Genomic DNA, 12,875 nt, shown 5'->3' on the forward strand with positions numbered 1-12,875 from the left:
CCAAGATGCTAAACTGCCATATGAGTAGCAAAACTGTCGTACTAGGCGGTTCAGGAGCGATGGCAGCGGGCTGCGTCTACGACCTCCATCAGACGAGCGACTTCGACGAAATCGTCGTGGCCGACGCTGACGAAGAAAACGCGCGTCGCCTCCTCGAGGTCATCGACGACGATCGATTTCGGTTCGAATCGGTCGACGCGACCGACACGGACGATATCGTGCGTGTTCTCGAGGGCGCCGACTACGTCGTCAACGGCTTGCCGTACCCGTTCGAGGAGAACGTCCTCGATGCGATGCAAGAGGTGGGCGACCTCACGGGCGTCGATCTGAACGCGTTCGACTTCGAGGAGGTACTCGACCGGTCCGAAGAGTTCGCCGAGGCGGGGAACTCCCTCTGGTTCGCTAACGGAGGCCTCGTAAGCACTATCGCGCTCGGAATGGCCGCCTGTGAACGGTTCGACGACGTCGAGGACGTCAACTTCTACTGGGGGATGTGGCGCCTCCTCACCCAGACGACGCCGGGACTCACGGACACGGTCACCTACGAACACGATCCCGACGTCGACGAGCGAGCGAAGTGGGAAGACGGCGAGGTTATCAACGATCTCCCGGCGTTCAGCGAACAGCGGACGTTCGAGTTCCCGGACCCGATCGGCGAAGAGGATACGTACGTCATCTCCCACCCCGAACCGGTCACCTTCCCGAAGGCCCCGGTCGCTCAAGCGAAGAACGTCGACAGTATCATTACGCGCGGTGCGTGGCACGAGGAATGGAAACGCTACGAGCGGACCCTCCACGCGTCGAACGCGTTCGAGACGGACAGCCTCGAGGTCGACGGAGCGGAGGTCGACCCCATCGAGGTCATGCAACAGCAGGTGAAGAACCAGGGACTGGAGCTCGAAACGCAGTGGAAGCCGCCCGAAGACCTGTCACCCGAGACGGAGTGGACGCCTCAGACCATCCTTTCGGCGGAGGTAACCGGAACCGTAGACGGCCAGGACGACCGTGTCGTCTTCCACTTAGAGCAACCGTCTCCGTTCTTCGACGTCGACGAGATCACCGTGATGCGCGAGTACGGCTGCTACGTCGGCGTCCCGCTGTCCGTCACGCTCCAACTCATGGCTGACGGTGCCATCGATGAGGACGGCATCTTCATTACCGAGACCAGTGGTCTCGACGCGGAACGGTACCTCGAGGAGATGGAGGAGCGCGGCTTCGACTTCGTAACTGAAGAAACGCCCAGCAAGTCGATTGCAGCACAGAGCCGATAATTGATAGAAGTTCGAACCCGATAAGTGGAGATTCCAAACGGTAGTCGCACCGAGAACGGCCTGACGCGCGTCGCTACCCGCTCGCGCTCTGAGACCCTTCTCAACCATCACATCTTCTGAGCGGAGTCGCAAGTAGCCGCGTAGTTTCGTGACGAACCTGTTCACGTCTTGTCAGCTTGGCTACGACATTACCAGACGGAGCGGGCTTATAACCACGTTTCCGTGGTCGGTGAGTCGACGGAATAATTAGTTTGCAAACAAATACTTTTGCTATTCTATTTTTCTAGTTATATTTTTGGCAGCATTTCTGAATCCGGTTGTTCAACGCGGTAGCTGTAGTTCTCCTAGCGGAGTCCACCGATCAGATCGTCGGCACCATCGACGAGAAACAGCGCGTCGTCCGTGGTTCTCTGCTAATCTAGAAAGAAACGCTCGTATGATCGATTATATACGTTGAAAACAGCCGTTAATGGATGGCCGTTTTGGTTTCTGGATCGACAGCAGCGTACAGCGAGTACGGCCCACCGTTGGTTCGGGTTTCTGATCGACCGCAACGCGTTCCGAGATCCCACCGCTAACGACCTGTAAATCCGTTTTCTGTAACCAGTTATGAACAGCCGCACGGATCCGATTTACTCCCAATTAATCAAGGGATATAACTGTATGCGTAAATGATTATTCTGCTGTAGTAGCAGATGCTTTTTCGTCCCGCCTCATGCTTAACGTAACACGACGACGATCCGTCGTGTTACGTTAAGCATGATTCCACCAGACGGCGTGGGCTTGCAACCACGTTTCTGCGGTCGGTGGATCGACGTGGCTGAAACAGTTTGAAAACGAAGAGGTTCGTCGTTCTACTTCTCGGAAAACACGTTCAACAGAATTTCTGAATCCGTGTTGTTCGACGCGGTAGCTGTAGTTTTCGCGGCGGAGCCCACCGATCAGATCGTCTGCGTCATCGACGAGAAACAGCGCGTCTTCGACATCGTGTTTCTCAGCTAATTCAGTGAGAAATTCTCGTGCGATCGGGATCGTATACGTCGGAAACAGCCGCAAATGAAGGATTCTGTTCGTTTCGGGATCGACGGCAGCGTACAGCCAGTACTGCTCGTCGTTGATCCGGATCGCTTTCTGATCGACCGCAACGCGATCCGGGCTCTCACCGTCAGCTGGCTGTAGATCGGCTTTCTGTACCCAATTGTGAACCGCAACACGACTTCGTTGGACACCCAATTCCTCAAGAAGAATAACTGTATTCGAAAGTGATAATTCAGCGAGATGGTGGCGAATACCCTTTTCAATAATCTCGCGGGGTGTCCGCTCTCGCTCCACAAACTCCAAGTCGATCCACTGGGTACACTCGGTGAGGCGGGCGGTTTTCGGCATAGAGCACTGAATCCTCGTCCCGCCTCATCCTTAACTTAACACCGCGCGGATCGTTGGCCGATATATTTATAATGATTGATTATATACATTCAACAAGTGGTATGTATGAGCACACCAATAAAACTGAGACGCAGCATGCCTCAAAGCGTAATGTCGGTTCCGATGACGGTGCCGTTTGGCAGCTGTTAGAGGCGATCACCGGAGCTCTCGCGGCCGTGACTGTCTTTGCACTCTCGCTGCCGATGTTCGCTGAGCTCGTGAGTCCGTTTCACTCGCTGTTTCCGGCAGGTCTGTTTGTATCGATGTACCCGATGGGACTCCTATTTGTGCTCCTATTCATGTACTCATCTGCCACGTCACGACGAGCAATCACTTCGGGTGAGTAGTAAGACGAAAATTCGGGGAGATCTTCGATGTGGTCTTCATCTGGATGGGTGAGAACTAGATAATCAACTGAGTCGATATCTCAATAACGAGGACCTCGAACTATATCGCACGACATCTGAAACAGCCGGTTGATAAAAAGCACGAACTGGCTGTGCGGACCGGACTACTAATCCCGCAACCGTCTCTTCACGACCTCGCCAAGTTCTTTCGAAGGAATCTCTTGGAGTCGCTCGTCTTCGCTCAATGTATCTAGAACAGCCCCAACGGGCTCGGTGAACTTGAAAACCAAGTGGACACCCGATTTGAATCCACCACTGACCCGTTCGCTTTCCAGAACACCGTACGTTCCGGCCTTGTTGATGTGGCTGTTGACTGTTTCTTGTGTGTATATTTTCATGTCGCTTCCCTCACAGAGAATTTTGTAGATGTCGTACACCACGGGGCTCGGAGCCGCTCCTTCATTCTCTTTCGCGACAAGTGCGGCAGCGTACAGAGATAGTTTCTTTTGGACAGACATCCCGCCAACGATCTCGAGGACCCGATTCTTCACCACAGAGTCGTTTGCCGATCTGACGTGGTCCTGCGTCACCACCGGGTCGCCCGCCCGGTTCGCGATCTCTCCAGCATCACGGAGCAGATCGATCGCGCGACGCGCGTCACCTTCGTTTTGAGCACCGTACGCAGCCACGATCTCGATTACTCCGTCTTCGAGGGCGTCGTCTTTAAACGCATCTCGACGTCGTTCGAGAATTTCGATGAGCTCGTTGGCGTCGTAATCGGAGAAGTGAATCCCGTTCGGGTTGTAAGAGCTGTCAGTCCGGCTGTCCAGGTTCTCGCGGAACTTCGGGTAGTTAGTGACAACCACCGTTGACAGCTGTGTATCAACATGCTGTTCCGACATGACTCGGCTCAAACTATAGAGCAGTCGAGAGTAGGCCGGCTCGTCTGCGCCCGTACTGCCGGTCAGCGCGTCGATCTCGTCGAGGATGAACACGAGTGAGTCGAAGTGATCGTCGACGATCTCGTAGAGCCGGGTGTATTTCATATCGGTCGAGACACCCGACCGAGGGACATCCCAAACCACGCCCGCTTTCCGTGCCGTCTGGTGGCCTAGCTTCCACACAGCGCGGTCGAGCGTGTGGGACTCCATCGTTTTGAAATTGACTGCCACAAAGTCGAACTCAATACCGCTCTCCTGAGCTCGTTCTTTGACTTTGTTCGCGACGGCTTTCACCGTCAAGGTCTTGCCTGTTCCACTGGGACCGTACAAAAGCAGATCCGGCGGTCGCTCACCATCGAGAGTGTCCCGAAACGCCCGAGCTTCGGCAGCGAGTTGCTCGTCCCGGCCGTAGATCCGATCCTGATCGACAATCGTACTCGAGTCAACGAGGTCCTTGTTTTCAAAAACAGTCTGTACGTCGCCATCGAGGATGCTATCCACGACAGATGATCCGGATTCTTGTGACCCACCAGACTCGGTATCTGGCTGCCTCGAGTCGGTTTCGTCGCCTTCCATAGTGGTCATTGTGATCTAACCGCTAATAACCTTTGTCGAAATGAAGGGGGTAGAGTCGAAATGAAGGGGTGTTGTCGATATGAACACCCCTCCGTCGAAATGAATTTCCTGCCTCTTTCATATCATCACACACCAACTTCGAAGTGACGACCCCGTCATCGATATGAAATCTCAGACAGCAAGACAGACACCCCTTCTTCGAAATGAAATCCCACCTCAGAGTCCTGGCCGCGGTAGATCTTCTTCGAAGTGAGCACCCCTCAGTCGATATGAAGTCATTTAGTCCGGAAATTGTCCCCGTCCACACACCCCGTCATCGAAATGAAATACAAAAACACTGTGTCCGAGCCCGTCAACGAGATTTCATCGTGAGGAGTGGCAGCAGGTTCTTCGAGATGAATGCTCGAACAAAACACGAATACTGCCGTATTAGACCGTACAAATTAGATTTAGAGCAATTTTCTCTGTGGAAGAACCAAATTCATATCGAAGACGGTGTGTGAGAGTCATCTTACTACTACGTCAATCTCCGATTTCATATCGAATATAGGGTGTGAGAGCTACCTATATTATCTCCCGTTGTCCGCTCACAGTAGATATCCCGTTTGTTTCACATTATACATTCTTTTCAAAAACTCTTTTTGAGAATTCTAGTCTTATAACGGGCTGCGTATTGCCGCTCTAAGAGTGGTATCGAAGTGGTCTTACACCCCTCGTTGCCGCTGTAAACACAAATGATGTGTGACCTCCAGATGAAATTGCGGGTGATTCAGAGAAAGTCGATCGAGAGCCGATCAGCTACGTGATTTGGGGGAAAACACCATGACGCTAAAACATACGGTTCACGTCTTCGACGCCAAAACAACATGGCCTCTCAGTATGCCAAAAGTGTGGTACGGTGACAAACGACATACTTTAGTATAAAATTACTGGTCGATGTGGTGTAGATAGTAGAACGTGTGAGCGGGCAGGTGGATATTTTCCATAGATACACCGCTCTACGGTGGTTTTACAGCGGCAACGAGGGGTGTGCGACAGATGATCTCTAATGCCTCGAGCATCGCGACGCCGAAATCAACCACCCCTCCAACGTACTCGATTCTACCATGAACGGGAAACCCGCCAACACCGCCATCGTCACCGGGCCTACCGGCGCGGATAACTCGCTCTTATGTAGAACTGCGGAAAGACCCGATAACGAGACATTCAACCGCTGTCTCGACAGATCCTCCGGCGAGAGTGAGTGATCGAACGATACCGAAGGTGTGAGCGGCCTGTTCCAAGCCCTGCTTGGACAGGCCGCGGAACTTCCGCAGCCACGGCTGGACGATCGAAAACAGACACTCAGCTTGGTTGATGTGGACGCCGTCGGGCGATACGTATCTCTCTTTGTGGACGACTGTTCGGTGGGTCCGATCCATCTCTCGGTACGCTTGGAGTCCATCAGTCCAGACCTCTCCCAGCCGCTGGGAGAGGTCTTCAGCCTCCTGAATCACTGGTTCAAGATCGCCTTGATAGTCGATTCCACGGTGTCCACGAATCACGCGAAGTGAGTCGCGGCACGCCGCGACGAGCGTCAGCTGATCACCGTGACGCCCCCGCCAGCGTGACCGGCCAGACTGTGACGAGCCGCCGCGAGAACGGCTGTTCCGCGGCGGCTCTTGTCCTTTGTAGCCCGAACAAACCCTGCCAGATTCGTCGACTTGCGTCGGTCCGTCGATGATCTGGTCAAGGTGCTTCCAAACCACGGGGAAGCCGCGCTGAACCGCGGCTTCCACCTCTCGAATCACTGTGTGAACCGTTTTGTAGGCTCGATCGAGGAGCGGCGCAATCTGGTTGATACTGAGCAACGTATCGGCGTAGAGCGTGAACGCGAGAAGTATCTCGCCGCAGGTGAGATGCTTCTCGTGGAAGGGAGTTCCGTAGGTGTAGACCGGCTTGAAATCACAGTCTCGACACCAAATACGGTCGGTATTCTCCCACGTAACGATACGCTGATTCCCGCAGCGTGGACAGGGTGAGCTCTCCCAGAATTCCTTGAGTCGCCGCTCGATGCGAGCATCGAGCGGCTCCGTATCGATCTTGATGACATCTAACTCGATCAACTGCTGAAACAGACGGCCGAATGCTGTCTCAGTGGAAGACATACCTCCCGATTACCGGCGACTTAGTGTAATTATACGGACTTTCCGCGTTTCTACATAAGAGCGGGATAACTTAACCAACAAAATCCCGCTACTGTTGGTTAATCGTCGAGAGTGGGACCTTTCCCGAGATGGGTCTTTATTTGTGCGATGGACCAAACTAAGGTATGAGCGACTCGGCGTCTCCAAGCGCCTCTGTCTCGCTATCTGAGCCCACTGACATTCCAGCAGTCCTGGACAGGACTGGTATCGATTATGTCGGTGTTCATGACCAGCGACTACTGGCTATCTATCGCACCGGCATCTTCAATGTGGTATCTGAGTCGGGGCCGGTTTCGAATGCGCACACACTCCAAATCGAATGCTGGGAAGCACCACTTCCGTCTCAGGGTGATGAGCAATCACCTCAGGAGCTTCTCGAGGACTTTGCCGCCGTATTTGACGCAGGCAACCAGAGCTAAAGCTGTCTGTCTGTATCGACGACCTAGCGATTTCGATGAGCACGTCAGACAGTGCTCTCCATGAGGTCCAGCCGGTTCGAACTACCGTGATCTGTATAGAGCGAGCTCTACACCGTGGACCGGGCTTCTAGACGTTTCCGGAAACAGTGTGGTTCCACAATCAGAATCGAGAGACGGCAGAGCAATCGAGGTGAAGATACCACTGCGATCAGAGCGTTTCCGGAATCTCCCCGGTCACACTTATATCACTCACGCTGAGAATAACTACCCACGACCGATGATCCGTAATGCTCGCGTCCTCCGCGCTGGGTTCGTCCCTCGAGAAGTCGAGCATCGCGACGCCGAAGTCAACCACCTCTCAAGCGTTCTCGAGCCGATCACGAACGGCGAGCCAGCTGACACGGCCATCGTCACCGGCCCGAGCGGTGTCGGTAAAACCTGTGTCTCGAAGTTCGTCACTGAACGGCTCCGTGACGGTGGATACGACTGCTTCGTCGTGTCGAACGGCAATCCGGAGATGTTAGGGTCGATGGTTGACCACGCCGGGATCGGCGATATCATCGAAGACACGATCAGCGCTGATGAGGTCCAGACGTTCAAACCCGCCGCAGAGATTTACCGCCACGCAGCCGCACGCACCGGTACGCCGATCGACGAAATCGTTCATGTGACGGCTGGTTGGTTCGACGTTATGGGGGCCCAACACGCCGGAATGCAGGCCGCCTGGGTGGACCGCAAATCAACACCGTGGGAGCCCTTCGGTCCTGACCCCGATCTCACCATCGAGACCTTCGACGACCTGGCTGAGACGCTCGGCGTCTGATTGTACTGAGTGATCAACCTCGTTTCGCCGGTATCTCTGTGGTTGTCTCGGGCTCGCCGTCGCGTATCCTTTTCTGGTCCGGCTGCCTCGTGGATGTATGACCGATACAGAAGCGAACTCCTCCGATGGACTGTCCGTAGAGGCGGTACTCGACCGTGTCCGGACGCACGAATCCCACCCTGTTGATGAGACAAGCTTCACGGTCGATCGGACGCTCGAAGAACACGGCATTGCGAACCTCGACGACGACGATTGGCGGGTCCGACCGCTCGCCGTCCGCGACCTCGTTCGGCTTGAGGACGCCAAAACGTCTGAAATCGCCGGCGGATTCGAGGACGACGATGTACAGGTACGCTACGTGTGTGTAACGTCACTAGCTCCCTGATTGAATAACTCATAGCGAGCCCAAAACATGACACAATAGGACAGATTTAGTTCGAATACTCATCGTATCTGCTAATCAAGAAATATATATATGCCCCTGTTTGGTGAATCAGTAGAGTTGCATACTCACGGTCATGGTAAGCATGTTCCTGTTTTCGATCAGCTCCTGTTTTACTTACTAATTTCTCCATTGAGTCTATCAGCTGATTCAATTCGGGTGCAGTGATCCCATTTGCCCGGTAGAAGTCGTTTTCTCCCAGCAGTTGAAGATATTTTCCGTGGCTCATTTCACGATCCTCTGTCCAACCTTCAAGATCGACACAGATCATTTTCAGCACCTCCTCGATACTATTATACAACTTTTTAACTAAAGTATCGTCGTAGTCTCCAGAAAGATAACGATCAAACGCTGCATTGTACCCTTCTAGTGCATTTTTCCATGGATCCTCCGCTGCTAAGGCCTGCATCTTTTGATCGATATCCTCCATTGCCTCCGACTCCAGCTGGCGGAATACAACATTTTTATTGTGTTTATCAATTTCCACCTCCCATAAAACACCTTCTGTGATAAATACGTCCTCTATTTTTGATATCCTCGCATAGACATCCTTCTTACCAAATGAGCCACGGTATCCCATACTGGTCACCCCAGACCACATTTTACCTATTGTATGTTCCAAAAAGGAGAGGCAGAGGACTGTATCAGCGTTCATCATAAAGTTCTGATAGTTCCAGTCCTCTCCTAAGTCTGCGTAGACCCGAGATGCTCCGGCCTCATCCAGAAGTTCACTATGGGAATATTCACGGTACTTTTTAGATCAGCAATGATGCTGATAAGCCTCTCCCTAGCGATTTGTGGGAGCTCGGTGTTTGTCCGCGATTCAAACTCTCTCTAGCGAGTAAACAGCGAGCGGAATTGGTCTTTCATTGATTAATTTTGCTTATAGAGTGTCATTAAATCACACTTTCTCAACGTCACCATTTACAATAGATCAACGACTCCTTCGGGCGTTGCGAAGTAGCACTCGCCGTCGATCTCTTCGCCTAGCTGCTGTTCAAACTCGTCGACGTGTACGGAGTCGAAATCGGCGTCTGGAACCACCAGCACGCGGCGATACCCTGGTATCGAAAAGTCCTCAATCTGCGATTTCGCCTCGGCGCTATTCCCGTCGATCGCGTCGCCCGTTTCGACTTCGATGATCAGGTTGCTCTTCAGGCCAGACTTGACGACCACGTCTGGGATGTGGTGCTCGGGTGCGTTGTCGATATCGGTGAACGCACCCCGTGGATTTGGATAGTCACCGTCGAGGTGATCGGCGTACAAGTTCGCGTGTTCTGGGAGTTCTGGTTCGAGGTTGTCGGTCGTCTTCTGGACTATGTCGTCGTGGTCTTCGTCCGTGTCGAAGACGATCGCTGCGCCGACTAAAGCTGCCACACCAAGTGGTCCTACCATACAGAATTGTGGGACGCGAAGACCTTCAAACGCCCGTCACCGCGGTGAAACTAATCTTCTCACCGGGTAATCGACCGATGGCGTGGGTGCCCCACGCGAACAAACGGGGTGTTCGTGCGGTTTCGCGGCGGGTGTCAGGAGTTGAGACTGGCCTTCTCAATGCACAGAGGCAATATCGGTTTGAGTCAATTACATCACACCACGTCTTCCTCCCATCATCACTGTCTCACTCAAGGAGGGGAACAGCATCGGTCCACAGTCGTTGGAAGTACTGCTCAAACTCGGAGACTACTTGCGAATCTTTGATCCCGATCACACCGATTCTGTCTTCCCCAGATACTGGATGTAGCACATCGATCGTCGTCTCCACATTGTCCACGATATCAAACGAAAGCGCAATCTCAGGAGTCGTTCTGACAGTTATGTCTGCGGGCTGGTTTTCAATTAGATGTGGGAATCGGTCGGGGAGTACGGTAACTGCTTTTTCACTGAAGAGGAGGTCTACAGACAAATCCGTATTAGCACCCTCGAAAAAGCCTTCCACTTCAGATTGGAGTGTCTCCCACGTCGCATCCTCGTAGGGAGGCCCGACAGTTGCTTTGACAACATTCTCCGCGGTTCGCATATGCTGCTGGAGCGCTGTACTCATTTCGTCACTCCCGAGCGATCCAAGCCAGAAACTACTCTCTGTTGGTGGTGTCGGCAAAAGGTTCGAACGAACTGTTTCTGCTTTCTCGCGATAACGATCCCACTCTTGTTTCAGTTCATACGCTCGTTCAGCCAGAAGCCTGTCGACGACGGTTTCTGGCTGTACGGCCACGTACCGATTTGGGTCGCTTGACTGTCTCCAGATCACCTTGCGAGCTTCAAGGCCGTTTAGTACGTCGTAGATACGGCCTTTTGGGACTCCACTAGTATCAGAGAGTTCAGCTGCCGTCACTGCTCCTGTTACGAGAAGGGTTCGATAGGCCTTCTCCTCGTAACTTGAGAGTCCAAGCTCGCCCAATTCCGTCATGCTTTGTCATTGTGCCTCCAAACAAATTGTAAGTGCTGTTTTGTTTCAATAGTCGTATCTCGGGGGCTTCGAAACCTAACGATATGCATCCGTACGTACTGCTCGCTGGTGCAATACTCTCCGAATTATTCGGGACAACTGCCCTCAAACTCTCCGATGGATTTTCACAACCGGTTCCCAGTATTGGGGTTGTCCTCGGATATGGGGCAGCGTTCTATCTACTATCCCTGACGTTAGAAGAATTACCGATGGGTGTCGTCTATGGGACATGGGCAGCATTGGGTATTGTCGGTGTGGCAGGTATCGGGGCCGTTGTTTTTGATGAACCTGTTGATCTGGCAGGCCTTCTCGGAATTGGCCTCATTATCGGTGGCGTCTACTGCGTCAACGTGGTGTCACAGATGTCTGCCCACTAAGATGGTGGGCACTGCCCCTGTGTAGAAACAACCGAAAAGTGGCACTGTGTTCCAACATCTTGTTCGTCCGCTCTTGAGTAGTTGTTCTCCAACGATGTCAAACAGGTATGATGTAATCATCGCTGGGGCAGGTCCAGCGGGGGCGCAGTGTGCACGAGATCTAGCTGACCGTGGGTACGATGTTGTCGTCCTAGAAACCGAAGCAGAAGATGAATTCCCAGCTCAAAGTAACAAATCTACCGGCGGAACGTTTGCGTCAATGATGACCTCCTTCGGCATCCCGGACGATGTCGTTATGCACGCGACTGGATCAGTCGTTCTTGAATCTCCAAATGAACACTTTATCCAGGACCAGCCGGGCTTTGTCTTGGACTTCGAGGCGTTCAAGAAGTTCCTTGTCGAGGATGGTCGTCACAAGGGTGCTGAGTATCGGTTTGATGCTCGTGTTCGTGACCCGATCGTCGAAGATGGTGATCTCGTTGGTGTCCGTTATAATCGTGATCAGGAGGTCTTTGGCGAAATCGTTATTGATGCTACGGGTCCGGCTGCGCCACTGGCTAAAGATCTGGGGATAGCCAATCTTGACCGGGAGAATCACGCGATTGGTATTGAATACTTATTCGAAGGCGTCGATCTCAATCATCCCGAGTTTGCTGATCTCACTGACGCGATGATGTTGCGGTTGGACCACGAGTACGCCCCTGGAGGTTATTCGTGGATCTTCCATACGGGTGACGACACAGCAAAAGTCGGCATCTGTTATATCCAGAATGAACGCTATCAAGAAAACGCCATTCACGATCGCACCGTCGACGGGTATCTCGAACATTGGCTTGATACTGACCCACGGTTCGAGAACGCCAGACAAATCGCAGAGAGTCCAGTTCGGGGATCAGCACATGTACAGCCCCCCGGATCGATGAGTACTGATTCGTTTATGGCGATCGGTGATACTGTCCCATCGGTTGATCCTGTCTGGGGAGAGGGAATCTACAAGTGTATGAAATCAGCTCGCGCAGCTGCAATGACAGCCGACCGCTGTCTGACGAGGACGAAAAACATCTCTGCTGAGGAGATGGGAGTCTACGACGACCTATGGAACGAGCAAGTTGCCCCCAGACAAGACCGTCGATTGATGATGACGAGGTTGCTATACCTTGCACCAAACGAACGGTACGACCGACTCATGCAAGATCTGAACAAGCTTTCTCGAGATACCCTTTCAGATATTAACGATGGGAGCAAGCGGGAAATTGTAAAACTGTTGTATCCTAGTGATATATCCTACCTCTGGAAATACTGGCGAGAAACACAGTTTGGGAGTGTCTCTTACTCCAGCTAACCACAACACTTCCGCTGATGAATCCAACTTCTATCAGATCTTGATCAACTGGTCTTGGACGTTTTGCTATCAGTACCCACATGGCTACGACCCCCGAGTCGCGTCGAACAGTCTTTCGCCAAATCGCTCATTGTTCCTATGTCGATTGGCCATCCGTCTTTAGTTAAGCGAGAAACCGCGTGACAGCGGCGGCTTATCGAGGCATCTTTCGGAAGGAATGAGGAAGTCGTGTCTGTGTACAACGACGACTCCTCAACTCGAATTATGCGTCGGCTCA

General features: G+C 52.8%; 13 protein-coding genes and 1 pseudogene. 6 read left to right on the forward strand and 8 right to left on the reverse strand.

The window, feature by feature from the left end:
- Positions 1–20: 20 nt before the first annotated feature.
- Positions 21–1,271, forward strand: a complete 1,251-nt coding sequence (locus NO887_RS17445) for a saccharopine dehydrogenase family protein (RefSeq protein ID WP_256419449.1) — start codon at positions 21–23, stop codon at positions 1,269–1,271.
- A gap of 469 nt (positions 1,272–1,740) precedes the next feature.
- On the opposite strand, the pseudogene NO887_RS18725 reads toward NO887_RS17445, so the two are convergent.
- The 5 genes and pseudogenes from NO887_RS18725 to NO887_RS17460 all read right to left on the reverse strand — a co-directional run.
- Positions 1,741–1,910 (reverse strand): annotated as a pseudogene (locus tag NO887_RS18725) (IS6 family transposase); the annotation flags it as partial.
- A gap of 114 nt (positions 1,911–2,024) precedes the next feature.
- The gene (locus NO887_RS17450) at positions 2,025–2,657 is read right to left on the reverse strand and encodes an IS6 family transposase (protein ID WP_256419450.1); all 633 of its coding nucleotides are present in this window, start codon (positions 2,655–2,657) and stop codon (positions 2,025–2,027) included.
- A gap of 268 nt (positions 2,658–2,925) precedes the next feature.
- Entirely contained in the window at positions 2,926–3,120 is a 195-nt protein-coding gene (locus NO887_RS18730) for an MBL fold metallo-hydrolase (RefSeq protein WP_379812618.1), read from the reverse strand.
- Positions 3,121–3,210: 90 nt separating this feature from the next.
- Complete coding sequence (locus tag NO887_RS17455; protein ID WP_321169365.1) at positions 3,211–4,485, reverse strand: Cdc6/Cdc18 family protein; 1,275 nt, start codon at positions 4,483–4,485, stop codon at positions 3,211–3,213.
- Between the two features lie 1,244 nt (positions 4,486–5,729).
- Positions 5,730–6,707 carry an IS1595 family transposase gene (locus NO887_RS17460; protein ID WP_256419452.1) on the reverse strand — a complete coding sequence of 326 codons (978 nt, stop codon included), beginning with the start codon at positions 6,705–6,707 and terminating at the stop codon, positions 5,730–5,732.
- 164 nt (positions 6,708–6,871) lie between these two features.
- Here NO887_RS17460 and NO887_RS17465 point away from each other — a divergent pair, with 164 nt between their 5' ends.
- The 3 genes from NO887_RS17465 (at position 6,872) to NO887_RS17475 (ending at position 8,373) form a co-directional block, all read left to right on the forward strand.
- Positions 6,872–7,165, forward strand: a complete 294-nt coding sequence (locus NO887_RS17465) for a hypothetical protein (RefSeq protein ID WP_256419453.1) — start codon at positions 6,872–6,874, stop codon at positions 7,163–7,165.
- Positions 7,166–7,442: 277 nt separating this feature from the next.
- Entirely contained in the window at positions 7,443–7,988 is a 546-nt protein-coding gene (locus NO887_RS17470) for an HAD family hydrolase (RefSeq protein WP_256419454.1), read from the forward strand.
- A gap of 97 nt (positions 7,989–8,085) precedes the next feature.
- The gene (locus NO887_RS17475) at positions 8,086–8,373 is read left to right on the forward strand and encodes a HEAT repeat domain-containing protein (protein ID WP_256419455.1); all 288 of its coding nucleotides are present in this window, start codon (positions 8,086–8,088) and stop codon (positions 8,371–8,373) included.
- A 46-nt stretch (positions 8,374–8,419) separates the two neighbouring features.
- Here the strand turns inward: NO887_RS17475 and NO887_RS17480 are convergent, their stop codons facing one another.
- The 3 genes from NO887_RS17480 to NO887_RS17490 all read right to left on the reverse strand — a co-directional run bounded on the left by NO887_RS17480 (position 8,420) and on the right by NO887_RS17490 (position 10,840).
- The gene (locus NO887_RS17480) at positions 8,420–9,085 is read right to left on the reverse strand and encodes a hypothetical protein (RefSeq protein WP_256419456.1); all 666 of its coding nucleotides are present in this window, start codon (positions 9,083–9,085) and stop codon (positions 8,420–8,422) included.
- Between the two features lie 269 nt (positions 9,086–9,354).
- Complete coding sequence (locus tag NO887_RS17485; RefSeq protein WP_256419457.1) at positions 9,355–9,807, reverse strand: hypothetical protein; 453 nt, start codon at positions 9,805–9,807, stop codon at positions 9,355–9,357.
- Positions 9,808–10,051: 244 nt separating this feature from the next.
- Complete coding sequence (locus tag NO887_RS17490) at positions 10,052–10,840, reverse strand: TrmB family transcriptional regulator (protein ID WP_256419458.1); 789 nt, start codon at positions 10,838–10,840, stop codon at positions 10,052–10,054.
- Between the two features lie 83 nt (positions 10,841–10,923).
- Between NO887_RS17490 and NO887_RS17495 the strand changes: the two genes are divergently transcribed.
- Complete coding sequence (locus NO887_RS17495) at positions 10,924–11,256, forward strand: DMT family transporter (protein WP_115864500.1); 333 nt, start codon at positions 10,924–10,926, stop codon at positions 11,254–11,256.
- 94 nt (positions 11,257–11,350) lie between these two features.
- Positions 11,351–12,598, forward strand: a complete 1,248-nt coding sequence (locus tag NO887_RS17500; protein ID WP_256419459.1) for a digeranylgeranylglycerophospholipid reductase — start codon at positions 11,351–11,353, stop codon at positions 12,596–12,598.
- The last annotated feature ends 277 nt before the right edge of the window (positions 12,599–12,875 follow it).

It is taken from the genome of Halorubrum laminariae (genome assembly GCF_024494655.1).
Lineage (GTDB): Archaea > Halobacteriota > Halobacteria > Halobacteriales > Haloferacaceae > Halorubrum > Halorubrum laminariae.

Coding starts and splice junctions, on each gene's coding strand:
- NO887_RS17445 (WP_256419449.1), top strand. CDS start 21: ATGAGTAGCAAAACTGTCGTACTAGGCGGTTCAGGAGCGATGGCAGCG.
- NO887_RS17450 (WP_256419450.1), bottom strand. CDS start 2,657: ATGCCGAAAACCGCCCGCCTCACCGAGTGTACCCAGTGGATCGACTTG.
- NO887_RS17460 (WP_256419452.1), bottom strand. CDS start 6,707: ATGTCTTCCACTGAGACAGCATTCGGCCGTCTGTTTCAGCAGTTGATC.
- NO887_RS17465 (WP_256419453.1), top strand. CDS start 6,872: ATGAGCGACTCGGCGTCTCCAAGCGCCTCTGTCTCGCTATCTGAGCCC.
- NO887_RS17470 (WP_256419454.1), top strand. CDS start 7,443: ATGATCCGTAATGCTCGCGTCCTCCGCGCTGGGTTCGTCCCTCGAGAA.
- NO887_RS17475 (WP_256419455.1), top strand. CDS start 8,086: ATGACCGATACAGAAGCGAACTCCTCCGATGGACTGTCCGTAGAGGCG.
- NO887_RS17480 (WP_256419456.1), bottom strand. CDS start 9,085: ATGAACGCTGATACAGTCCTCTGCCTCTCCTTTTTGGAACATACAATA.
- NO887_RS17490 (WP_256419458.1), bottom strand. CDS start 10,840: ATGACGGAATTGGGCGAGCTTGGACTCTCAAGTTACGAGGAGAAGGCC.
- NO887_RS17495 (WP_115864500.1), top strand. CDS start 10,924: ATGCATCCGTACGTACTGCTCGCTGGTGCAATACTCTCCGAATTATTC.
- NO887_RS17500 (WP_256419459.1), top strand. CDS start 11,351: ATGTCAAACAGGTATGATGTAATCATCGCTGGGGCAGGTCCAGCGGGG.